Below are 22,685 nucleotides of genomic sequence, written 5' to 3'. Positions count from 1 at the left end.
AAATGCCGGGAACCGGGTTCCCGGGAGCATGGAAGCCGACACTTTTCAATCCGATAAAATCGGCGATGACATTCACCTATTTGCTTAAACGCGTTTTAGCTTTTTAGCTTTTTAGCTTTTATGCTTTTAATCGATAAAGTAACAATAAACTATTTTGCTCTGTCCGTCAAGCCCAGGGAACAAAAATGACTCGTTGCTTGGCGGCCCGCCGGCACCGGTCAACGTTTTAAACTAAGCTATCGCTTTTGCTCCATTCTTGCCTCGTCTCGTTTCCCATTTTCCGGATATCGGCTGCCGCCTGCGGATGGATGAAAAAAAAAGCGGCACAAGATATTTTTCTTGTACCGCTCTTTCCTATGGTTAAATGTTTGTTGAAGGGAACCGCCAGCCCTCGCCGGCAATCCTCTCCTGCATCTTTTTTTAAGATTTGATCGTTTTGACCGGGGGCAGAAGCTTGTTCATATTGACGGTCCGCTTGATTTCCCAAGTCTCTTCGTTGTTCGGATCGTATTGCTCCAAATAGTTGATGACCTCTTTCGTTATCGGCGTCGGCGTCGATGCTCCCGAGGTCACCGCCACCTTGGCGACGCCTTCCAGCCATTCGCGTTTCAGCTCGGTAATGTCCGCAATCCGGTACGCTTTGACATGGGCGATTTCCTCGGAAACCTGCGCCAGGCGGTTGGAGTTGTTGCTTCTCGGATCTCCGACGACGATAACGAGGTCCGCTTGGCCCGCCTGCTCTGCCACCGCCTCTTGGCGAACCTGCGTCGCAAGGCATATTTCGTTATGCACTTCGGCCGAAGGATACAGCTCGAGCAGTTTTTTGACGATATGCTTAATGTCCCATTGGCTCATCGTCGTCTGGTTCGTAATGACGATTTTGGAGGAAGGAATGTTCAGGGCGTCGATTTCCTCTTCCTTTTCGATGAGATGCACATGGTCCGGGGCGATCCCGATCGCGCCTTCCGGCTCCGGATGGCCTTTTTTGCCGATGTAGATGATTTCGTACCCGTCCGCAACCTTTTCCCGGATCAAGTCATGCGTCTTGGTGACGTCCGGGCAGGTCGCATCGACCGTTGTCAGACCTTTTTCCCGGGCAATTCGGCGCACCTCGGGGGAAACGCCATGGGCGGTGAAGATAACCGTTCCTTTATCCACCTGATCCAAAATGTCCAGACGATTGGCGCCGTCAAGCGTGATGATGCCTTCGTCTTCGAAAGAGTTCGTGACATGGCTGTTGTGAACAATCATGCCGAGAATATATATGGGCCGCGGGAGATCCAGGTTTTGGGCCGCTTGGCGCGCAAGCACCATGGCGTCCACCACCCCGTAGCAATATCCGCGCGGTGATATTTTAATAACTTCCATGACTGACTTCACCTGCTTTCTTATGCTGTTGCAGCTAACATCTATTCATTATACCTTATTCCAAAGGCGTCGGAAAGACGATCGGCAGCCAGATGACAAACGTGGTCCCTTCACCCAAACGCGTGACGACCTCGACCGAACCTTCCAGCTCATCGATGATCCATTTGGCGATGGACAAGCCGAGGCCGATGCCTTCCGTCACGCCGCGGGATTGGTCCGCCCGGTAGAAGCGTTCGAAAATATGCGGCACTTCCTCCTTGTCCATGCCGATTCCGGTATCGGAAATCCGGATGCCTACCTGATTTTTGTAGATAAAAGCATCAAAAACGACCTGGCCTTCCGGCGTGTATTTGAACGCGTTTTCGATAAAAATGAACAGCATTTGCTGCATGTAATCCTTGTTGCCGTTGACATAAACGCCATTCAGGATCGAGAAGTCTCCGGTAATCCATTCGGCTGTACGCGGCAGCATTTTGGCCCGGCGCGCCACTTCCTCGACGAGAATTTCAAGCGGCACCGGCTGCTTCTCGAAGGTCCGTCCGGTATCGGCCCGGGCCAGGGAGAGCATGTCGCTCACCAGCCTGCTCATCCGCTTCGATTCGTCCGCGATGTCGTTGACGGCTTCAAGCGTCATCTGGTGCATCGTTTCCTCATCCAGGTTCGGGCGTTCGGAACCGTCGTCCTTTGACCACATCCTTTGCAGCAGGTCGACGTTGCCGCGAATCGTCGTAAGCGGCGTGCGCAGCTCGTGGGACGCGTCCGAAACGAAACGGCGCTGCGCGGCATAGGAGTCCTCCAGGTTTTTATAAAACCCTTCCATCCGGCCCAGCATGTTGTTAACCGTATTGATCAGCTGCCCGATCTCGTCCTGCGGCCCGTCATAAGCGATCCGTACGCTCAGGTCCGAGCCTTTTTGAATCTGATCGGCCGCCTCGATGACTTTCCCGATCGGGGCGATCGACTTGCGTGCCAGGAATAAGCCGAAAGTCGTTGCCATGAGTACCATGATGGTTGCGCTGATGATCAATATGGAACGGAGAAGACTTAGCAATTCCTCCTCGTGACCAGTCCAAACGGCGAGTTGCAAAAATCCGATTAACTGATTCTGAACAACAACAGGCTTTTGATAGACCATGAAAGGATTGCCGTTTAATCGGAAGGTCTCAAAAGAATCGACATTAAAAGCATTCTTTGCGGAAGGGACGGGAAAGGTCTTTTTCATCCTCCCCAAATTTTCCGTGATCAGGTCACGATTATTATTATAGTCATGCAACTGTCCAAAAATCTGGGAAGATTGAAAACCCGAAGTCGCGGACAACCCACCAATATCAAATTTTAATTCACCTTGGGAAATGTACAACACCAGATTAGGCTGAATTTGTTTGCTCTGCTCTTCAAGATTGCTCTTCACTTTAGAAAAAGTATAAAAATGAACCACCCCATACACGGCAGAGCCAAACAAGATCAGCGTTACGGCCAAGATGCACGTATACCAGGCTGTCAGCCGGAGTCGTATGGACATGTTTAGGAGTCACCTCTCAGAATGTAGCCGGCCCCCCGAATCGTCTGGATTACGCGTTTGCCTCCATGCTCCTCGGTTTTTTGCCGCAGCATCGCGATATAAACCTCAAGCACGTTGGATTCGCCGCTGTAATCGTATCCCCAGATTTTATCCATGATCAGGTCGCGGGACAACACGCGTTTCGGATTTTGCATAAATAGGTGCAGCAGCTCGAATTCCTTGGCCGTCAGCTCCAGTCGTTGTCCGCCGCGCAGCACCTCCCGGGAATCGACGTCGAGCACGATATCCTCGAAGGTCAAACGGTGGTCTTCCGCCTCCTCCTGGCCCGGCTTGCGTCGCAGCAATGCACGGACCCGCGCCAGCAGCTCCTCGAGCGCAAACGGTTTGACCAAATAATCGTCGGCGCCGAGATCCAGTCCCTTCACGCGGTGTTCGATCTCGTCTTTTGCGGTCAGCATCAGAATAGGCACACGGATCCCGCCTTCGCGCAGACGGCGGCACACTTCGAATCCATCGACCTGGGGCATCATGACGTCCAGAATGACGAGGTCGGGCTCGCTGTTGAGAACGCTTTTTAAACCTTCGGCCCCGTTGTTGGCCGTTATGATATCATACCCTTCAAACGCAAGCCCTCTGCGCAGCATGGAAATGATTTTTTCGTCGTCGTCAATAATCAGTACTTTCGATCGCATAAACGGATGGCTCCTTTATTTCTTAACTATGTTCGTTGTTATTTCTATTGTAGCAGTGAAGTTTTGCGTTTGCATCCTTGCACGGCAACAGCGGAAGGGACCTTCCCTTCCGCTGCCGATTGAAGCCTTCCGATGATTACTGATTGCTGCCGTCGGAAGGAATGTTGTATTTGTTTTTGTCGCCGATGGTGAGTTCCATATCCATTTTTTTACCGTTGCGGACGACATGCAGCGTTACTTTCGCGCCAACCTTTTGTTTTTGGATATAATTCACAATATCCGTATGGGTTTTAACGTTGGTGCTATCGACGCCGGTAATGATGTCGTATGGGCGCAGATCAGCTTCATAGGCCGGAGATTTGAAAGTAACCTCTACAACGACCGCACCTTGGGTTACGTTTGTTTCCATTTGCTTGGCGACTTCATCCGTTAAAGTTATCAGCTTGACGCCAATAAACGGTTCCGGATCCTTCGGAATTTCCTGATTGTTTTCCAGCTTCTGAACGACGTTTTTGATCGTGCTCGCCGGGATGGCAAACCCGATGCCTTGCGAATCCTTGCTGACGGCTACGTTCATGCCGATGACTTCGCCGTTCAGGTTAAGAAGCGGACCGCCGGAGTTGCCGGGGTTGATGGATGCGTCGGTTTGCAGCAAATGCTGGTATTTACGCGTATCCGTGCTTCCTTCATCACTCGCATCGATGGTGCGTTCGCGCGCACTCAGGACGCCTGTCGTTACGGTATGGTCAAACCCTTGCGGATTACCGATGGCTACAACCGGTTGCCCTACCTTCAGGCTGTTGGAATCGCCGAGAGGTACGACCGGAAAATTATTTTTGCCTTCGATTTTCAACACGGCAAGGTCCAGATCTTTGGATTTGCCGAGCAGTTTGGCTTCATACGTTTTGGTGTCATTTTCGACCGTTACCTGAATGACATCCGCATTTTCAACGACGTGTTCATTGGTCAAAATGTATCCGTCTTTTTTATAGATGAATCCGGAGCCGATGCCGTAAGGAACCAGCTGGGATTTGCCCGGATTCTGGGAATTTTGGCCGGAGCCGGAATCACCGCCGTTGTTGCTGTAATAATCGCTGTCTCCGCCAAAGAAGAACGAAAACGGATCGTTCATAAACGGCGATTGCGATTGCGAGCTCCGGCTGTTCGATTTGACGAGCGTTTCGATTTTAACGACCGCAGGTCCCGCTTGTTCCACGACGCCCGAGACGTCAAGCGGCTTGTTCAGCGGAAGCGAAGCCGGTTGATTGCTGCCGTTGCTGGTTTCCGGTGCTGCGGTCACAGGCGTGGTAGCCTGTTCTTCGGCGGACAAAGCCGCTTTTGGCGTAAACAGGTTCATCCGGTCCGACGTAAACATCAGAGCCGAGATAACGACAACGCCGGCCAGGAACGAAATCAACACCGTTTTGACGGATGTTTTCTGCGGCGGCTTCTGGTTAAACTGCCAGTTGCCGCCGCCCCCACCCGTTCCGCCGCCGTATCCGCCGGCATTGCCGGAGTCGGACGAGAAGCGGTATGCATTAGAGGTAGGGAGCGGCCGAACCGGGTTCGGAGGGGTGATTTCGACGTCCTCCTGCTTGCTGCGGCTTTCGGCGCCATGCTGTTCTGCCCGGTCTTTTCCAATCGACTGGAACGGTCCGTAGGAATAATAATATGAAGAACCCGATTCGGAAGATCCTTGACGTTTCACGCCGTCGTTTTGAAACTCGTCTTCAGGTTGACCCGATCTGTTTCTTTCGTCCATAATAATGCCTCCTGTGCACCTTTTTATATCTCAATGTCCTTGGGGAATTGTTTAACTGTTTATATGATGTACTATAAACCTTAACCACAGATTAAAAACAATTTAAGCGGAGATAAAAAGATAAACTGCAAAAAGACATTGATAACATGTTTTTTCATTATTTTTAACTATAAACGACTGAATTGATAATGTTCGCTTTTTAAATAAACAACAAACCCAGTACCTTTTAAGATACTGGGTTTGTTGTTTAAAAATTTGTTTATTTAATAAATTTGATGCCACTAGTTTTTAGTTCATCTCATTAAGCCAAAACTGCTATCCATCCTGCATAAGTACCGTACCATAATCCATTTATCAGCTGCGTTGAGATCAGTTTCAGATTTCCATAATATTGATAACCGTTAATAGTTGTTGAATAAGGAACAGTGGTTGGTACATCCTTAGATTGAGAATATCCACGAGAAGGTTTATATGAGGAAATGTATACTGGATCTAATGATGCGGCTAATTGATCTGAATTCAGAGCGATTCTTGAAGACTGCTCTTGAATCTGAGGCGGTATTTCATTTGATGCAAAGCTTGCACTTGGTGCGACTGCAAGTAAAGATGTTGCAACAGAAGCAATTAAAAATTTTTTCATAAAAATACCTCCTATCAATTTGCATTTTTCATTATTAATATTATCATATATTCCAAAAAATACAATATATTCTAAATGAAGTATTCTACAATCCTTTATTATCTTCCTGTATTTTTTATACAATCTTGCATACGAACAATCATTTTTAACCAACAGAATTAGCCATGAAGAGGAGCTAATGTTTGTAAGCACTGAAGGACGGGCTTCATTATCCCTGCACCCATCCTTTACGGTGCGCGTAAATCGCCAGCTGCGTCCGGTCCTCCAGCTCGCATTTCATCAGCAGGTTGCTGACATGGGTTTTGACGGTTTTGATGCTGATATGCAGCTCTTCGGCGATCTCCTTGTTGCTTTTGCCTTCGGCGATCAGGAGCAGCACCTCTTTCTCACGCTCGGTGAGGCCGGAGGAGTCGCCCTGGACGGTGCGCTGGCGGATCCCCCGGGTAAGCGCCTGCGACACGTCGCCGGTCATAACCGGCATGCCGCGGTTGGCGCCCTGCAAGGCATAGATCAGTTCATCCGCCGAGACTGTTTTTAGCACATAGCTGACCGCACCGGCCTCCACGGCATCGACAACAAGATCATCCTCCAGAAAACTGGTCAAAATAACGATTTTCATGAAAGGGTATTCGGCCAAAACCGCCTTGGTCGTCTCCACCCCGTTCATCACCGGCATCATCAAATCCATCAGGATCAAGTCCGGAAACTGCTCCGGCGCGGCATTGTTCAGCCAATCGACCACCTTCGAGCCGTTATCGGCCTCGCCCACGACCTCGATGGAAGGATCCAGCATCAAATACGTTTTCAGCCCCATCCGCACCATTTCGTGGTCATCCACGATCATCACTTTCAAGACATCCGCCATTATTCCTCATCCTCTCCTATCGGTTGTTTTCCGCCGGCCGTCCCATCCACAAACTTCGGTATATGTACGCGAATCGTTGTACCGGAACCTTGACGGCTGATGATTTCCACTTTTCCGCCCAATTTTTCGGCGCGCTCCTGCATCGTGGACAAACCGTAAGATCCCGTCTTATACGGCACCTCGTTAAAACCCTGTCCGTCGTCGCTGATGCTGAGCACAACCTGCCTTTGCTCCTCGCGCAGCGACATGCTGACCAGCCGTGCATGGGCATGCTTCACGATATTCGCCATCGCCTCCTGGATGATCAAAAACAACTGGTGTTCGATCGCTTCGGACAGCTTGCCCTGCAGCTCGACTTCCTTCATTCCTTTCAAGCCGTTTTGGCGGCAGTAATCCGGGAACCATACCTCCAGGGCGTCCTCCAGGTTTTTGCCCTCAAGCTCGACCGGACGCAGCTGGGCAATAAGGGCGCGCATCTGCTTTTGCGCCATCTGGGACATTGAAATCAGCTGATTCATGACCGTCTGTCCTTGTTCCGCGTTGCGCTCCAACACTTTTGGAAGCGAGGAGGCGGACATATGGATCGCGAACAGCTGCTGGCTGACCGTATCGTGCAAATCCCGCGCCATGCGCCGGCGTTCCTCCAATACGGCGCGTTCGGCGGCTTGCTCCTTCTCCACAACCTCCTGCTCGCCCATCCGCTGCAGCAGCATCATTTTTTTCTCCATCGCTTCCATCAGGTTGTTAAACTCATGATACAAACGCTCAAAAGTCGGGTCGTCGCATTCCCCGATCCTCACCGATAAATTGCCTTTGGCCACCTGCAGCATATTGTATTCGAGTATGTCGACCCTGCGCTGAATCCGCTGGCCGGCCATGTATCCGACAATGATCGACAACAGCAGGAAGCCCAGGCTTGTGTAGACCCAAACCCAGGTTCCTTTTACGGTCAGGTATCCGCTGTCCGCCCCGATCACCAACACCGCGCTCATTATGAGGCCGGTCAGAACGAAATAAAACAGCAGCACCCATTTCGTATTTTTCGTTATGTTCCGCATGCGCTTAACCCACTTTGTTCACTTTAATGTCGCCGATAAACGCGCTGACATTAATGCGGATTTTTTTGCGGGCTTCCTTATAAAACGGGGTTTTCGTCTGAAAATTGCTCATAAACCCGCTGCGCGATTCATTAAGCACCGACATGTCCCCGATAAACGAGCTGGTGTTGACGGAGATTCCAAGGTCCGTATCGTCCGGTACGTACACCTTAATGTCGCCGATAAACGCGGAAATGTTGATTTTCGTTTCTCCGAAAGGGATATGCGCGTTCGTCAGATCGAGTACCGTATCCCCGATAAATTGCGACAGGTTCGTCGGCTTCAACTCAAAATATTCGCGTCCCAGATGAATATCCCCGATAAACGAAGACCGGTTGATTTTTCCGCCGTCGTTGTGATGTCCGTCCCATTCGGCATGGCCGTGGCGGGCTTCATGTCTCATCTGCTGGTAGTGTTTTTTTTGCTCTTTGTATCTCTTTTTGTAATGCTTGTATCGATCCTTCACGTGATCGTCGTCCAGGTCGTCCGGATCGAAATCGTCGTCGTCATCGAAGTCCGCATCCCCATGGATCGACTTGCGCTCAGCCTGCTGCTTCGTGTACGGAATCCCGAACTTTTCCTCGAACTGCTGGTCCAAGGTCGATTTTGCGGTCAGATCCTCCGGTTCAGGCGGTTCCGGCGTAAATGCCGGCGCATCATGGTCCGGGGTCGGCCGGGAAGGCGGCTTGCGGTCATTCGGCTTGAAGATGACGTACAGTCCAGCGAGAATGAGCATGGCCGGAATGATGATTTTGAAGAAGCTTCCCGGCGTTACCCAATCCCAGCCTTCGTTCCTTCCCAGAAAATAGGTCCCGAAAAGCAAAAGGAATGCCGCTCCCAAAAAGGCTCTCCGCCCTTTCAGCAGCTCCTTGACGCCCAGGACAATTAGTATGACCGGCCAGTAATGGCTGATCACGTAACCGAGACTGACATCAATGACGTTCAGCTGGTTCAGCAGGAAAATGACCCCGATCCCAATGAGCACGACCCCGCCGAACAGCCGGTCCAACCATCGTTTTTTCATAACAGGTTCTCCTTTTAACATAATCTTCTTTGCCCGCTTGGAGTCACTCCGAGCTTCTGTAACTTTGATCTAAGTGTACAACAGGTTGGCGTAATGAAGATAGCGGCGCGGGAATGAAATCGTCCTCCGTCCCGAGACCGAGTCCATTGGAACAGATTGGCAAAAATAAAACACCCGCCCTTTCGAGCGGATGTCTGGATGTACCGTTATGTTCTTAAGCTTGGTCAGTCGGTTTGAATTCTTCGTCAAACTTTTCGTTTGGCGTTTTGTAGCTGCCGGTGCTGCCTGCACCTGCACTGCCTGCGCTGCCGGTACGAGCGGTGCCCGTCGTTTGTGTCGTTGGCGTATTGGCAGTGTCCTCGCCAAATTCCGTTTTGAACTTTTCGTTCGGCGTCATATAGCTGCCTTGTTGTTGTTGCTTTTTCATGGCCGTTTCACCTCCCTGAGCTTGTCGTAAACGGCAAACCTCAGTTGCCGGGGGCGTTTTTTGTTCCCCAGTCCGTAGTATGTGAAATGCCAAGAAATTTATGCAGCGGCAATCGTCTAAATGACTTCTTCCAGCAATGAAGCCGGAACGGATTTATAAGTTTGAATGGCTTTGCCGAGCGTATTCAGCAGCTTCTCGCTGCATTTCCCGTTGCCGACTTTAATCACTTGAACCTCGACCTCTTTTTTGCCCCATTCCTTGTATACCTGCTTGGTCGTATCGAAATACAGGTCGATTTTTCGTCCCTTGATGGCAGAGCCGACATCGGCAACGACCGCATACCCGTAATCCGGAATATACAAAATGGTGCCCAGCGGGAATACGCGCGGATCGGCCGCAATCGTGGATATCGTATTTTTATCCCTGCGGACCTTCACGCCGGAATACGTAATCCCGTACTGCGGGTGCGACGGGTGTTTGCCCGTGGACTCGTAACCGGCAGTGTATCCTGTCGCCATGACCTTGAGCGTATGGATGACCTGATCCCGCTTCGGAGCCGTGACTGCAATGGCCCCCTGCTTTTTGGCGGGAACCTTGGTTTCCGGTTTCGTGACCGCGGGCAGCGCCATTGCCCCGAATTTGGGCAAATACTCGTCCTGGGACTTGGCGGCAAATTGTTCCGTCTTCTTCTGGTTAAGATCGACGATCATGAACATTTCCGGGTTGGAAGCATATTTTAACGGTTTAAGATAGTAGTCGTTTTTTGAGGCGATCATCAAGTTCGGGCCGTTGTTGTCCTCGGTATAGGACGGCATCATCGAAAATGCCGAGGCATACAAATTAGGCGTATCCGCGAATAGCCCGATTAAAAAAACACACAACAAAATCCTCTGCCATGTTTTTACCTTCATCATTGAAATCCTCCCCCTTTACTTCCGAGGATGTCCAGATGATTTGGCGTTTATACATGTTTTTTGAACCCGAAGTTCATGGCAGAGGATGATGTCGCTCAAAATATGGAACGTGCATGTCCGAAGTAGCTTTTTTCAAAAGCTTTCAGCTACTTCAGAACGATTCCGTCCCCTCCGCTACTTTCGCTTCATTCCAAACACTACGATCCAATTTCGAGCCATTGATATTTAGAAAATAACGCGGTTTGCGATTTGCTCTTTCAGCATCGCCGCCGCTTCGGCAAGCGGCTTCGCGCCCTGGTCGCCTTCCCCGCGTTTGCGGATGGAGACGGAGCCAGCGTTCATTTCGTTTTCGCCGACGATAAACATGTACGGGATTTTTTCCAGCTGTGCTTCGCGGATTTTGTAGCCCATTTTTTCGTTGCGGAGGTCCGCATCGACGGTAATGCCGCTAAGCTGCAGCTGATCAGCCACATGCTTGGCGTAATCTTCGAAAGCGTTCGAAACCGGAATGACTTTGACCTGAACCGGGGACAGCCACAGCGGCAGTGAACCCGCGAAATTTTCCAGCAGGAAAGCCGCAAACCGTTCCATCGTGCCCAGAATACCGCGGTGAATAACAACCGGACGATGCTTCTGGCCGTCATCGCCTACGTATTCCAGCTCGAAGCGTTCAGGCAGCAGGAAGTCCAGCTGTACGGTCGACAGCGTTTCTTCCTTGCCGAGCGCCGTGCGGATTTGCACGTCCAGCTTCGGTCCGTAAAAGGCCGCTTCCCCTTCCGCTTCAAAGAACGGAATGCCGGTTTCCTCGACGACCTCGCGCAGCATGCGCTGGGACATTTCCCACATCTCGTCGTTCTGGAAGTATTTCTCGGTATCTTCCGGATCGCGGTAAGACAAGCGGAAACGGAAATCCTTGATGCCGAAATCGTCATATACCTTCGTAATCAGCTGGATGACGCGCAGGAACTCTTCTTTGATCTGGTCCGGACGGCAGAAAATATGGGAATCGTTTAACGTCATCGCACGCACGCGGTGAAGACCGGTCAAAGCGCCGGACATTTCGTAGCGGTGCATCATGCCAAGCTCTGCGATCCGGATCGGCAGATCGCGGTAGCTGTGCATTTCGCTTTTATAAATCATCATATGGTGCGGACAGTTCATCGGACGAAGCACAAGCTCTTCGTTGTCGAGTTCCATTTTCGGGAACATATCCTCCTGGTAATGTTCCCAGTGGCCGGACGTTTTGTACAGCTCGACATTGCCAAGAACCGGCGTATATACGTGCTGGTAGCCAAGGCTTTCTTCCAGATCCACGATGTAACGTTCCAGCGTGCGGCGCAGCTTCGCGCCTTTTGGCAGCCACATCGGCAGGCCTTGTCCCACAAGCTGGGAGAAGGTGAAAATGCCGAGCTCTTTGCCAAGCTTGCGGTGGTCGCGTTTTTTCGCTTCCTCCAGCAAGTGCAAATGCTCGTCCAGCTGGGCTTTTTTCGCAAACGCCGTGCCGTAAATCCGCTGCAGCATTTTGTTTTTGCTGTCTCCGCGCCAATACGCGCCGGCCACATTCATCAACTTGAACACTTTGATTTTGCCGGTCGAAGGCAAATGCGGCCCGCGGCAAAGGTCGAAAAATTCGCCCTGCTCGTAAATCGAGATGACGCTGTCTTCAGGCAGCGCATTGATCAATTCCAGCTTGTAAGGATCGCCCAGCTCGCCGAAAATGTCCAGCGCTTCCTGGCGGCTGACCTCCTTGCGTACGATCGACAGGTTTTCGCCGACGATGCGCTCCATTTCCTTTTCGATTTTTTGCAGATCCTCGGGGTTGAGCGGATGCTCCAAATCCATATCGTAATAAAATCCGCCTTCGATGACGGGTCCGACGCCAAGCTTCACTTCTTTAGCGCCGAAAAGGCGTTTCGTCGCTTGAGCCATCAAATGCGCCGTGCTGTGACGCATCACTTCAAGGCCTTCCGGCGAATCGAGCGTTACGATTTCAATCGTTGCGCCGTCCTTTAGCGGGGTAGACAAATCCACCACAATTCCGTCCATTTTGCCTGCTGCTGCGTTTTTCTTCAGACCACTGCTGATCGAAGCGGCTACATCCTCAATCGTGCTTCCTTCCGCGTATTCCCGAACCGAACCGTCCGGCAGTTTGATACTTACCGACATCTTTTATTCCTCCTTCAAAATTAACCCAAAGCATACAAAAAAACACCCATCCCTGTAACATAGGGACGAGTGTCTGTACCCGTGGTTCCACCCAAATTCAATAATGCATGTCATCGGCAGACTTTACCGCAAACCCGCATTATCCTTCATCAGCATATGGTAACGGAATGACCCGGCGGTCCATTACTTGCTTTTCCCGCTTGGAAAAACGTTCCTGACCGCAGCTACAAAGGGGTAGACGCGTAAGCCGGATCGTGAGGAAATTTCAGCCATCGGTTCCTCTCTCTGCAACGCCCGTTTCTTAGGTCCATGTCTTTGTCGAAGCTTTTATCGAATTATGTGAGTTATTATAAGTCCCAGACTTTTTACAGTCAAGTCAGATCTTCCCCGTTTCCCGGAAATAACCGTGGCAATCGGGACAATATCGGCATATTTCCACCCGGTCCTCGAAAATTTGCGACAGCGTTCTGATGACCGCCATATGCGGCTCCCGGGTATGGATGATGATTTTGGCCGGGGATACGGAAATCAGCGTGGTCACCACGGCGTCCTCCATCTGCAAATCCTGCTGGTCCAGCCGCTCCACCACAACGCCCTCGTCATGCCGGTGATCGAGCGGCTTCATGTCCTCATCCAAAAGCAGCACGTCCTGCCCGCCCTTGTGGATCAGGTGGACGAGCGGAACCTGCGGCTGCTGGAAATAAACGAAATATTTCAGCATGCCGACGAATTCTTCGTACTGGCGGTCCATCAAAAACTCATCCACGGCGTATTCCACGATTTCTTTTAATTCCTTCATGTAGTTATGGGCACGGAAGGTTAAAAAACCATCCACATGAAGCAACGGTCTTTCGCTTAAACATTGCTGAATGCCTTGGGCAAGCATGGACGAGCGGCGGTGCCTCGAATCGCCGAACTCCGATTTTCCCTCCATCATCATCCGGCAATGCTTCAGGATTTGCTCATGCTCCTCCGGATCAGGAAAGTCGAACTCCTCGTCAAGAATCTTTTTCAACAGCTCCCGCTCTTTCTCCTGCAAAATATACTCGGCAAGCGCGCTTGCCGCCGCACCGTAAATCTGCTGCAAAACATTGCCCTTCAAAAACCGCGGGTCGTCTTCGCGGCACCGCCAGAAGGTCGTCCCCTCATGGACCGAACAGCTGATGCTGAGTGTTTTGTACTTTTTATGTAAAGCCTGGTTTGCTTTCGTAATCATGCGGATATAACGCTCCTCTTCCCGTGAATCGGAGGTTCGGGCTGCGATGCTGAACAGTTCCATGGAGTTCACTCCTTTCAAAATCCTTCTTACAAAGTATATGTCTCTGCGGGGGGGATATACGGGAGGGATCGATGGAAAACAGGCTAACATTTCTCAAGCCGAATCGACATGAAACCGCTGGAAAACCGGGCGAAATTTGCTGCTCGGGATGCCAAATTCCGGGGATGCGCAATCGGCAAAAAAGGCCTCTCCCTATGCAAGTGCCATAGGAAGAAGCCTTTTCAAAAAATGGTTAACGCAAGGATTATTACAAACGTCCTGCCGCTTTGGCCTTCACGAGCAGCGCATTGCCCGGCAGGTAGGCGATCGGAATATCCTCGGAAAACACGATCTGCACCGTGGCACGGTCCGCTCCGGCAAGCACCGCCTGCTCGATCGCCTGGCTTTTGGCGTCCGCGACGGCTTCGTCGTAAGTCATCTCGTCGAGCGAATAGATGCGCTCCGATTCCCCGCTGACTTCGCCGAGGGCGGCACCGATCGCGTTGGCGGCATCGTAATGATCCGGTCTGACGATCCGGGCGACGCCTTCCAGCTTGTCCGGAACAAGGATGCTTCCGCCCCCGACGAGAATGACGTCCACCGGCTCGGCGCTCGTTTTCATGCGGTCGATGGCGTCTTCGATATCGCGTGTGATGATTCCGTCGGCTTTGAGACAGATTGATTCTTCAAGCCCTTCTGTCTGCGCGCCGTCCCATTCGTAACGGCCGAGCTTTACCGCGACGTCCGTCGCCGTCAGCGTATCGCCGCCAAAAATCCGGCCGCGTCTCAGCAGCTCGTAGCCGACGCTGTCCGGTCCGACCGTAACGCGGTCGCCCTCCTTGTCAGCCCGCACGATCGTGCCCCCGCCGATGCCGATCGACAAAATGTCCGGCATGCGGAAGTTCGTGCGCACGCCGCCGATTTCGACCGCCGCCGAAGATTGGCGCGGGAACCCTTGGGCGAGCACGCCGATATCCGTCGTCGTGCCGCCGATATCGACGACAAGCGCGTTGTTCAGTCCGGATAAGTGCGCCGCGCCGCGGATGGAATTGGTAGGTCCGCAGGCAATCGTCAGGATCGGATACGAAAGCGCGTATTCGCTGCGCATAAGCGTTCCGTCGTTTTGGCAGATATAGACGCCGGCGCGAATTCCGAAGCTTTGCAGCGCCTGTTCGAAGCCGTGGACGACGCCCGCGATAACGTTCAGGAGCGCCCCGTTCAGCAGCGATGCATTTTCGCGCTCCAGAATGCCGATGCTTCCGATTTCATGGGACAACGTCACCGGCATCTTGTCGCCAAGCACTTCTTTTGCCAGTTCCGCGACCCGTTTTTCTTGGGACGGATTGACGGGAGAAAAGACGCCGCAAACGGCCACGGCCTGCACTTCCCCCTTCATTCTGCCCAAATAATCCCTGATTTCGGCTTCATCGAGCTCGACGATTGTACGGCCGTCGTATTCGTAACCGCCCCGGGCAACGTAAGCATGAGGGCCGACGGCGGCCTTCAGCGTATCGTCCCAATCCGCAAGCGGAGGCACGGCGGTCGTTGCCGGTGCGCCGATCCGGATGAGCCCGACGTAGCCCAAATGCTTGCGTTCGACGATGGCGTTGGTGCAGTGGGTCGTTCCCAGCATCGCATAGCCGACCCGGGCCGGATTTACGCCGCTTTCCGCCAGCAGCCGGCGGATCGACTCGACGATGCCTTCGTTGACGTCGCGGGTCGTGTGCACCTTGACCGTATGAATCGTGTTCAGCTTGGAATCGAGCAGGGCGGCGTCCGTATTCGTCCCGCCGACATCAATCCCGATGCGGTACATTTCTTCGTTGTCGCTTATGAGCGTCCACGACATCACAGATCTCCTCCTTTCCCTGCTGCAAGCTCTTCAATCGGTAGATATGGGACGTCATAGCCGAAATATTTCGGCCCGACCGTCTCGAGCCCTTTCGGCGTCCGCCATCTCGGGTCGCATGGGAAACCGGCCGCCGTCACTCTGGCGCCATATTTCAAGTTTTCGGTAGTAATCGGCATCCCGGTGTCCTGATCGAGCAGCGTAATGAGATCCGGCGTGACCGCCAGAGACCGCCCATCCTCCGTCGCAAGCAGGAATTCGTTTTGGAAAAACAGGCGCATCGTGCGTCCCTTCTCCGCATCGGTCCCTTCAAACACGGCCTCTCCCCGCGTAAAACCGCCTTCGGTCCGGCGGCGGATGTCGACGGCTTTGCCGTTGAACAACGCGTAACCGCCCAGCTGCTTCAGCAAAGCTTCGATCGGGTTTTGCTTCTGCTCTTTGGATTCAAACAGCGTTTTCCCGATTTCATAGGCCAGCGTCAGCGTGTGCGGCACGGCGCTTTTTTTGACCTGCGCCCCCGACACCGGGTAATCGCAGATGGAAGCCGAGCCGCCCATTTGAATCGTCAGCGCGCGCGCCATCCGTTCCTCCCAAACGCCGTCGATCGCATGCATAAGCACGCCGTTGCCGCGTTCGTCCGCCATCGTGATCGGGCTGCAATCGATGCCGTCCAGGTAAAACGTCACCATCTGCGATTCCGGGAAAGCCCGTCCCATCGCATCGGCATCCAAAATCGGAATGCCGCGCTCCGCCGCCGCAATGACGGGAACAAGCGAGTTTCCGCCGCCGACCTCGATCGGCATAACCGCGCTCACTTTGCGCCCAAGCTCCTTTTCGATCAAATCCAGCGGTCTGGTCATCTGCTCAACGGAAGGTATTTTTTCGTTCATGACCGTCGGAGCGCCGATCATCGACAGAGGAACGACCAAACTGTCGTCTTCCAGTTCCTCGGGTCTTACCAAACGCACGGGGCCGTATTTGCGGATGGCTTCCATCGCCATCAATTTACCGATATGGGGATCCCCGCCCCCGCCCGTTCCAAGCACCGCCGCGCCGACGGCGATATATTGGACGGCCTGTTCATCCAATTCAGTCAACTTGTTAAAATCCATGTTGTTAGCCATGATGTTATCCTTTCTTACTCATAATTTTGCCGATGATCCACTGGACGATAAAAGCGAAGATAAAAGCGTCCAGCGCCGGAACGCGCGTCAGCTGGAACCATCCGAACCCGTCCGGCGACGGCGTCGTCATATAAGCGAACAAAGTCGCAAGCACCCACACGGCAAGCGAGCGTATGATCCAGTTTTTATTGCGCTCGATGCCTTCGAACGTAAACTTTTCGCGGTTCACGAGCAAATATTCCGCGGTGTAAAGCCCGCCGATCGGCGACACGAAACTCGTAATGACGTTCAGGAACGACAGAAACTTGTCATAGATGCCGAAAACGGCAAGCAAAGTTGCGAGAATGCCGGCAATGACGGTAATCAGCTTTTTCGGCACCCGTTGAAAGACGACGGAAAATCCTAGCGACGCGGAATACAAATTGTTCGTGTTCGTCGTCCACTGCGCCAGCGTCAACACGATGATGGCAGGAAGCCCGAGCCCAAGCGCAATGAAAATATTCGTCAGATCATCCGTGTCCATAAGGCGGGACAAAAAGATCGCGATGATCGTCATAAAGCTGTTCCCGACAAAAAAACCGATAAACGCCGCCGTTACCGCATGCATCGGCGTACGCGCCCAACGTCCGATATCCGGCGAGAGCACCGTGCCGACGATAAAGATGCCGATCACGAGCGAAATCGCGGTGCCCATCGGAATCGGCGAGCCACTGATCGGCTCCCAAATCGCTGAGGCGCCCTTCGTTTTGAACGCCGTGAAAACGGCGATCCCGATGAAAATGACAAGCAGCGGTACGGACCACACGCTTAATCTTTCAATGGAACGGTATCCCCAAATCGCCGTCGACATCATGAGCAATCCGCCGATAAACGATAGAAGGCCCAGCGGCAGATCCATTCCGACGAGTTTATCGAAGGCCGTATGCATATTGGATGCAAAAAATCCCACCTGCACGCCGAACCAGCCGAGCGAGAAAATACCGAGTACGATCGATACGATCCGCGCCCCGACGTTCCCGAACAGAAACCGGCTGATCATTGCCGTGGACAGTCCCGTTTTCGCTCCGACAAAAGCGCACAACGCGCCGATCAATCCCAAAATGACGGAACCGATCACCGTGGCCGTCAGCGAGTCGGAAAGATTCATGCCGTTGCCGAGCTCCGCTCCCAAAAACATCGCCGACAAGTCGATGCCGATCGCGATCCAGACGAGCGACATGGACAACCATTTTTTGCGCAAATGCGCCGGAACGGGTTCCCTTTCAAAATCTTGCGCGTTTGATTCCTTGTTTTTTGCTTGACTCGCTTCACTCACTTTACCCATCCCCTTGTTGTGAAATCTTCTTGATGAGGTTGTCCATTGCTTACGAGCGCACGCCGTTCCAAAACGTTTCAAAAACATGATTCAGCTTGCGTTCGTACACCTCTTTGGAGGTGTAGTAGAAATATTGGATGCTTAATCCGTCCATTACGTTTAAAAAGGAATCTACCAGCGGCTGCACCTTCTGATCGCGGATGGCGCCCTCTTCCATGCCCTGCACGATCAATGTTCCGACAAGCTTCGTCAGCCGTTCGTCCGAATGGAGAAAGGCCTCCTCTATCGTTTCTTTCAGAAACACGGGCGGAAATACCATATAGCGCAGCACGAATTTACTCGCGTCAGGGCACTCCCGGTAAAATTCGTATTGCCTGGACAAAATCCCGTACATGCTTTCCCGTGCGCTCAGCTTCTCCCGCCCTTTGGACAGCTCCTGAATAAACGTATTGTAAGAATCCATCGCCTCGCGAAAAACCGTCATGAACAAATCTTCCTTGCTTTCGTAAAAGGCATAAATCGCCGGCGTTTTCACGCCCACCTCTTTTGCGATTTCAGAGAGTGCCGTGCCGTCGTATCCCTTCTCCCCGAACAAACGCATCGCAGCTTCCTTGAGCTTATTTCTGGTCATGGATCCTCAACTCCAACATTTAATTAACGTTAATTAAGTAAACTATACAAATATACGCATAAAAATACAATACTTTTTTTCGGTGATGTTGCAGGCTCCAGCATTTGGCATCAACGCAAAAAAATCCCGCTTCGTACCGAAGCAGGATTTTTGTCGTTCAACATTCCATATTTATTTCTAATATTAACGTAATAATAGACCGATTAGTTCTGCATAACAAAATCGCGTTCAATTTCGGTTCCTTCTTCGAACACGCGCAAAATGTCATAGCGGGTGTTGCGCTGCGCCGGAATTTTGCCCGCTTCACGGATCAGCTGAAGGATCGAGGCGATGTTCACTTTGTGCACGGCGCCGGCCGAAGACACGACGTTTTCTTCCATCATCGTGCTGCCGAAATCGTTGCAGCCGTAGCTGAGCGACAGTTTGCCCACTTCAGGGCCCATCGTCACCCAAGAGGATTGCAGATTCGGCACGTTGTCGAGGACGAGGCGTCCGATCGCCACCGTTTTCAGGTAAGCTTCAGGCGTTTCGCGCTCCCGCTTCAGGCCCGTATTGTCCGGCTGGAACGTAAACGGAATGAACGCAAGGAAACCTTTCGAATCATAGCCGTTTGCGATGCACTCATCCTGGGCGTCGCGAATCCGCAGCATGTGAAGGGCGCGTTCTTCCATCGTTTCGCCAAAGCCGATGACCATCGTGGCGGTTGTGTTCATGCCGATTTTGTGAGCCGTTTGCATGACGTCCATCCAGTCGCGCCACGTGCCTTTATGGCGGCTGATTTTTTTGCGGATGCGGTCATCCAAAATTTCGGCTCCGCCGCCGGGCAGGGAATCGAGGCCCGCAGCCTTCAGATCGCGCATGACTTCTTCGAGCGACAGCCCGGATACCTCCACCATTTTGCGGATTTCCGCCGGGGAGAACGAGTGCATCGTAATGTTCGGGAACCGCTGCTTGATGCCGCGAAGCAGATCCGTATAATAGCTGAACGGCAAATCGGGGTTCGTGCCGCCCTGCATCAGAATTTCGGTCCCGCCCACATCTTCGGTTTCTTTGATCTTTTGGAAGATCACTTCGTCGGGAAGCAAGTAACCTTCTTTATGACCGGGTACGCGGTAAAAGGCGCAAAACGTGCAGTATGTATCGCACACGTTCGTATAGTTGACGTTCCGCCCGATCACAAACGTCGTAATCGGTTCCGGATGCTTCCTTTTCATCATGATATCGGCGGCGTGGCCGATTTTTTCGACTTCGTTGCTTTCAAACAGGGTGACGCTGTCCTCCAGGTTCAAGCGTTCCCCGCGCAGCGCTTTGTCCAGGATCTGATCTACTGTGCTCATCTCCGGAAGCCTCCTTATCATATGGCAAAATATATATGCTTTTAGCGGACTTATATCATCAAACCGTCTTCATCATCTTATCACATTTTACATTTGAGAAAAACTTCACTTTCTCGGATGTAAGGCCGTATTTTTTGCAGAAGCCGCGATTTTCAAGGATTTGACAGGGCTAACGTCACAAAATGGACACGAAATGGACAAAAAAAAGCCCGACAGCCCAAGGGTATGGCGATGCTCACCATGGCAAAAAAGAAAACGCCGCGTCAGGCGGCGTCTTCCATTGCTGCGTTATCCCTGCAGGGCTTGATCCAAATCGGCAATCAGATCGTCGATATCCTCCAGGCCTACGGAGAAACGAAGCAGTCCGTCCGCAATTCCCCGTTCGTGGCGGACCTCCGGCGGCATCGCCGCATGGGACATCATCGCCGGGTAGGACAGAATGCTCTCCACCGCTCCCAGGCTGACGGCGACGAGCGGAATCCGGACTTTGTTCAGAACCTGTTTGGCCCTTTCGCCCGAACCGACGTCGAAGGAAACGACGGCTCCGTATCCTGTCGACTGCTTCTCGTGGATTTCCCGTCCCGGATGATCCAGCAGCCCCGGATAATACACCTTCTCGATGTCCGGGCGCCCGTTCAGCCATGCGGCCAATACGGCTGCGCTTTGCTCGCTGTGGTTCATCCGGGCCTGCAGGGTTTTCATCCCCCGCATGAGCAGCCAGGAATCCTGCACGCCAAGCACCGTTCCGAGCCCGTTTTGCAGCTGCTTCAGTTGTCTGCCGATGGAAGGCGTACGCGCGACGGCGAGACCGGCCAACACGTCGCTGTGCCCGCCCAGAAATTTCGTCGCGCTGTGCAGCACGATATCGACGCCATGCTCGATCGGACGCTGATAATACGGCGTCATAAACGTGTTGTCGAGCATCGTAAGCAGGTCATGTTCTTTCGCCCAGGACGTGACGGCCGCAATGTCGGTAATTTTCAGCGTCGGGTTCGACGGGGTTTCCATATACACCGCCTTGGTGTTTGGCTTCAAAGCCGCTTTGACCTGCTCCAGGTCGGTCATGTCCACAAACGTGCTTTCGATGCCGAGGCGGTTCAAAATGCTGGTCAGCAAACGGTATGTACCGCCGTACACGTCCTCGGTCACGATCATATGGTCGCCGGCGGACAGCATCATAAACGTGCTGGAGATGGCGGCCATGCCGGAGGAATAGGCAAAACCTCTTACGCCGCCTTCCAAAAGCGCAATATAATCTTCAAGCGCCTGGCGCGTCGGATTGCCCGAACGGCTGTAGTCGTGAACCGGAGGGTTAAACACATCCTCGTGATGAAAGGTCGACGCCTGGTAAATCGGAACGCTGGACGCCCCGGTGTTGCGATCGATTTCGGAGCCGAAATGAAGAAGTTTCGTCGCGAACTTCCGTGCTTCATGGCTGTTTTGCTCTTTGTCGTGCTGCTCACTCATGGCGTTTTCCCCCTTCGACTTCCTCAATGGCCGCGTCCAACGCGCCGCCGAGATCGGCGATCAAATCGTCGATATGCTCGATGCCGACGGAGAAGCGCAGCAGCCTGTCATCCACGCCGACCGCCTTCCGGATTTCTTCCGGAATGTCCGCATGGGTTTGTACGGCCGGATAAGTCATCAGCGATTCCACGCCGCCCAAGCTTTCGGCAAACGCGATCAGCCGGATGTGGCGGAGAACCGGCTCCACGTAACGGGCATCCTTGACCTTGAAGGAGAAAATGCCCGTGTTCCCGCTGGATTGTTTCTTTTGAATGTCATAACCCGGGTGCTCCGGAAACGCCGGATGGAACACTTCGGCCACCGCCGGATGCGTCTTGAGAAACTCGGCCACGGCAATCGCGTTGCTTTCGTGCCGTTCCATCCGCAGCGCCAGCGTCTTCATGCCTCTCATCAGCTGGTACGAATCGCTTGCCCCAAGAACGGCGCCGATCGAGTTATGCAGGAAAAACATTTCTTCCGACAGCTCTTTGCCTTTCGTAATGATCAAACCGGCCAGCACGTCGTTGTGCCCGCCCAAATATTTGGTCGCGCTATGAATGACGATATCCGCGCCAAGCTCGATCGGACGCTGGAAAAACGGCGTCAGCAGCGTATTGTCCACGATGGTCAGCAGTTCATGGCGCTTGGCCCATGCGGACACCTTTTCGATGTCGGTAATCATCATCAGCGGATTGGTCGGCGTTTCGATAAAGACCGCTTTCGTTTCCGGCCGTCTCGATCTTTCAAGCTCATCCAGATCGTTGGTGTCGATGTAAGACGCGCTTACGCCGAATTTTGAAAGGATTCTCTCAAGCAGCCGGTAAGTACCCCCGTACAAATCAAGCGATACGATCAAATGGTCGCCCTGCTTGAACAGGGAAAAAATCGTTTGCAAAGCAGCCATGCCCGAGCTACAGGCAAAAGCGGCGTCTCCTGACTCCAGTTCAGCGGCCGCTTCCTCCAGAACTTTGCGCGTCGGGCTTTTCGTGCGGGCGTAATCGAATCCCGTGCTTTGCCCAAGCTTCGGATGGCGGAACGCGGTCGCCTGGTAAATCGGAAAGTTCACGGCACCCGTGACCGGATCCTCCTGCGAGCCGATTTGCGCCAACCGGCTTTCGATGTTTAATGCTTTGTTTTTCTCCATGTCGGTTTCCCCCATACTCTCTTTAAGTTCAGAACTTATAACAA

General features: G+C 52.7%; 19 protein-coding genes. All 19 read right to left on the bottom strand.

Annotated elements, in window-relative coordinates:
* Positions 1-420: 420 nt before the first annotated feature.
* Positions 421-1,368 carry a 4-hydroxy-3-methylbut-2-enyl diphosphate reductase gene (locus GQY55_RS17515; protein WP_160043164.1) on the bottom strand — a complete coding sequence of 316 codons (948 nt, stop codon included), beginning with the start codon at positions 1,366-1,368 and terminating at the stop codon, positions 421-423.
* A 55-nt stretch (positions 1,369-1,423) separates the two neighbouring features.
* Positions 1,424-2,890, bottom strand: a complete 1,467-nt coding sequence (locus GQY55_RS17510) for a sensor histidine kinase (protein WP_160043163.1) — start codon at positions 2,888-2,890, stop codon at positions 1,424-1,426.
* Positions 2,891-2,892: 2 nt separating this feature from the next.
* On the bottom strand, positions 2,893-3,582 hold the full coding sequence (locus GQY55_RS17505) for a response regulator transcription factor (protein ID WP_160043162.1): 690 nt from the start codon (positions 3,580-3,582) through the stop codon (positions 2,893-2,895).
* 136 nt (positions 3,583-3,718) lie between these two features.
* The gene (locus GQY55_RS17500; RefSeq protein ID WP_201452177.1) at positions 3,719-5,344 is read right to left on the bottom strand and encodes a S1C family serine protease; all 1,626 of its coding nucleotides are present in this window, start codon (positions 5,342-5,344) and stop codon (positions 3,719-3,721) included.
* 301 nt (positions 5,345-5,645) lie between these two features.
* A complete protein-coding gene (locus GQY55_RS17495) occupies positions 5,646-5,984 on the bottom strand; it encodes a hypothetical protein (RefSeq protein WP_160043161.1) in 339 nt (112 codons plus the stop codon).
* A 208-nt stretch (positions 5,985-6,192) separates the two neighbouring features.
* Positions 6,193-6,849: a response regulator gene (locus tag GQY55_RS17490; protein WP_160043160.1), complete on the bottom strand. Its 657-nt coding sequence runs from the start codon at positions 6,847-6,849 to the stop codon at positions 6,193-6,195.
* On the bottom strand, positions 6,849-7,907 hold the full coding sequence (locus GQY55_RS17485) for a sensor histidine kinase (protein WP_160043159.1): 1,059 nt from the start codon (positions 7,905-7,907) through the stop codon (positions 6,849-6,851). Before GQY55_RS17485 ends, GQY55_RS17490 begins: the two co-directional genes overlap by 1 nt.
* A gap of 4 nt (positions 7,908-7,911) precedes the next feature.
* The gene (gene liaF / locus GQY55_RS17480) at positions 7,912-8,970 is read right to left on the bottom strand and encodes a cell wall-active antibiotics response protein LiaF (protein ID WP_160043158.1); all 1,059 of its coding nucleotides are present in this window, start codon (positions 8,968-8,970) and stop codon (positions 7,912-7,914) included.
* Between the two features lie 214 nt (positions 8,971-9,184).
* Positions 9,185-9,397 (bottom strand): hypothetical protein, encoded by a 213-nt coding sequence (locus GQY55_RS17475; RefSeq protein WP_160043157.1) that lies wholly within the window; start codon positions 9,395-9,397, stop codon positions 9,185-9,187.
* Positions 9,398-9,513: 116 nt separating this feature from the next.
* Positions 9,514-10,311, bottom strand: a complete 798-nt coding sequence (locus GQY55_RS32110; RefSeq protein ID WP_160043156.1) for a 3D domain-containing protein — start codon at positions 10,309-10,311, stop codon at positions 9,514-9,516.
* Positions 10,312-10,536: 225 nt separating this feature from the next.
* A complete protein-coding gene (thrS, locus tag GQY55_RS17465) occupies positions 10,537-12,477 on the bottom strand; it encodes a threonine--tRNA ligase (RefSeq protein ID WP_160043155.1) in 1,941 nt (646 codons plus the stop codon).
* Positions 12,478-12,853: 376 nt separating this feature from the next.
* Positions 12,854-13,756, bottom strand: coding sequence for a putative sporulation protein YtxC (ytxC, locus tag GQY55_RS17460; protein ID WP_160043154.1), 903 nt, complete (start codon positions 13,754-13,756; stop codon positions 12,854-12,856).
* A 247-nt stretch (positions 13,757-14,003) separates the two neighbouring features.
* On the bottom strand, positions 14,004-15,584 hold the full coding sequence (locus tag GQY55_RS17455; RefSeq protein WP_201452176.1) for an ROK family protein: 1,581 nt from the start codon (positions 15,582-15,584) through the stop codon (positions 14,004-14,006).
* Positions 15,584-16,708: a DUF917 domain-containing protein gene (locus tag GQY55_RS17450; RefSeq protein ID WP_236575684.1), complete on the bottom strand. Its 1,125-nt coding sequence runs from the start codon at positions 16,706-16,708 to the stop codon at positions 15,584-15,586. Before GQY55_RS17450 ends, GQY55_RS17455 begins: the two co-directional genes overlap by 1 nt.
* A 4-nt stretch (positions 16,709-16,712) precedes the next feature.
* Positions 16,713-18,023, bottom strand: coding sequence for a cytosine permease (locus GQY55_RS17445; protein WP_236575683.1), 1,311 nt, complete (start codon positions 18,021-18,023; stop codon positions 16,713-16,715).
* 49 nt (positions 18,024-18,072) lie between these two features.
* Positions 18,073-18,654 carry a TetR/AcrR family transcriptional regulator gene (locus tag GQY55_RS17440; protein ID WP_160043152.1) on the bottom strand — a complete coding sequence of 194 codons (582 nt, stop codon included), beginning with the start codon at positions 18,652-18,654 and terminating at the stop codon, positions 18,073-18,075.
* Positions 18,655-18,857: 203 nt separating this feature from the next.
* Positions 18,858-19,991 carry a cyclic dehypoxanthinyl futalosine synthase gene (gene mqnC, locus GQY55_RS17435; RefSeq protein ID WP_160043151.1) on the bottom strand — a complete coding sequence of 378 codons (1,134 nt, stop codon included), beginning with the start codon at positions 19,989-19,991 and terminating at the stop codon, positions 18,858-18,860.
* A gap of 288 nt (positions 19,992-20,279) precedes the next feature.
* Complete coding sequence (locus GQY55_RS17430; RefSeq protein WP_160043150.1) at positions 20,280-21,458, bottom strand: aminotransferase class I/II-fold pyridoxal phosphate-dependent enzyme; 1,179 nt, start codon at positions 21,456-21,458, stop codon at positions 20,280-20,282.
* Entirely contained in the window at positions 21,451-22,641 is a 1,191-nt protein-coding gene (locus GQY55_RS17425) for an aminotransferase class I/II-fold pyridoxal phosphate-dependent enzyme (protein WP_160043149.1), read from the bottom strand. The genes GQY55_RS17430 and GQY55_RS17425 overlap by 8 nt, the downstream gene beginning before the upstream one ends.
* Positions 22,642-22,685: the final 44 nt, after the last annotated feature.

This window comes from Paenibacillus sp. USDA918EY (assembly GCF_009870825.1).
GTDB lineage: Bacteria > Bacillota > Bacilli > Paenibacillales > Paenibacillaceae > Paenibacillus_AQ > Paenibacillus_AQ albilobatus.
This window is presented reverse-complemented; position numbering and strand designations above follow the sequence as displayed.

Excerpts from the sequence above, each read along its gene's own strand:
- GQY55_RS17515 (WP_160043164.1), bottom strand. The coding sequence starts at position 1,368 with ATGGAAGTTATTAAAATATCACCGCGCGGATATTGCTACGGGGTGGTG.
- GQY55_RS17510 (WP_160043163.1), bottom strand. The coding sequence starts at position 2,890 with ATGTCCATACGACTCCGGCTGACAGCCTGGTATACGTGCATCTTGGCC.
- GQY55_RS17505 (WP_160043162.1), bottom strand. The coding sequence starts at position 3,582 with ATGCGATCGAAAGTACTGATTATTGACGACGACGAAAAAATCATTTCC.
- GQY55_RS17500 (WP_201452177.1), bottom strand. The coding sequence starts at position 5,344 with ATGGACGAAAGAAACAGATCGGGTCAACCTGAAGACGAGTTTCAAAAC.
- GQY55_RS17495 (WP_160043161.1), bottom strand. The coding sequence starts at position 5,984 with ATGAAAAAATTTTTAATTGCTTCTGTTGCAACATCTTTACTTGCAGTC.
- GQY55_RS17490 (WP_160043160.1), bottom strand. The coding sequence starts at position 6,849 with ATGGCGGATGTCTTGAAAGTGATGATCGTGGATGACCACGAAATGGTG.
- GQY55_RS17485 (WP_160043159.1), bottom strand. The coding sequence starts at position 7,907 with ATGCGGAACATAACGAAAAATACGAAATGGGTGCTGCTGTTTTATTTC.
- liaF (WP_160043158.1), bottom strand. The coding sequence starts at position 8,970 with ATGAAAAAACGATGGTTGGACCGGCTGTTCGGCGGGGTCGTGCTCATT.
- GQY55_RS17475 (WP_160043157.1), bottom strand. The coding sequence starts at position 9,397 with ATGAAAAAGCAACAACAACAAGGCAGCTATATGACGCCGAACGAAAAG.
- GQY55_RS32110 (WP_160043156.1), bottom strand. The coding sequence starts at position 10,311 with ATGATGAAGGTAAAAACATGGCAGAGGATTTTGTTGTGTGTTTTTTTA.
- thrS (WP_160043155.1), bottom strand. The coding sequence starts at position 12,477 with ATGTCGGTAAGTATCAAACTGCCGGACGGTTCGGTTCGGGAATACGCG.
- ytxC (WP_160043154.1), bottom strand. The coding sequence starts at position 13,756 with ATGGAACTGTTCAGCATCGCAGCCCGAACCTCCGATTCACGGGAAGAG.
- GQY55_RS17455 (WP_201452176.1), bottom strand. The coding sequence starts at position 15,584 with ATGTCGTGGACGCTCATAAGCGACAACGAAGAAATGTACCGCATCGGG.
- GQY55_RS17450 (WP_236575684.1), bottom strand. The coding sequence starts at position 16,708 with ATGGCTAACAACATGGATTTTAACAAGTTGACTGAATTGGATGAACAG.
- GQY55_RS17440 (WP_160043152.1), bottom strand. The coding sequence starts at position 18,654 with ATGACCAGAAATAAGCTCAAGGAAGCTGCGATGCGTTTGTTCGGGGAG.
- mqnC (WP_160043151.1), bottom strand. The coding sequence starts at position 19,991 with ATGAGCACAGTAGATCAGATCCTGGACAAAGCGCTGCGCGGGGAACGC.
- GQY55_RS17430 (WP_160043150.1), bottom strand. The coding sequence starts at position 21,458 with ATGAGTGAGCAGCACGACAAAGAGCAAAACAGCCATGAAGCACGGAAG.
- GQY55_RS17425 (WP_160043149.1), bottom strand. The coding sequence starts at position 22,641 with ATGGAGAAAAACAAAGCATTAAACATCGAAAGCCGGTTGGCGCAAATC.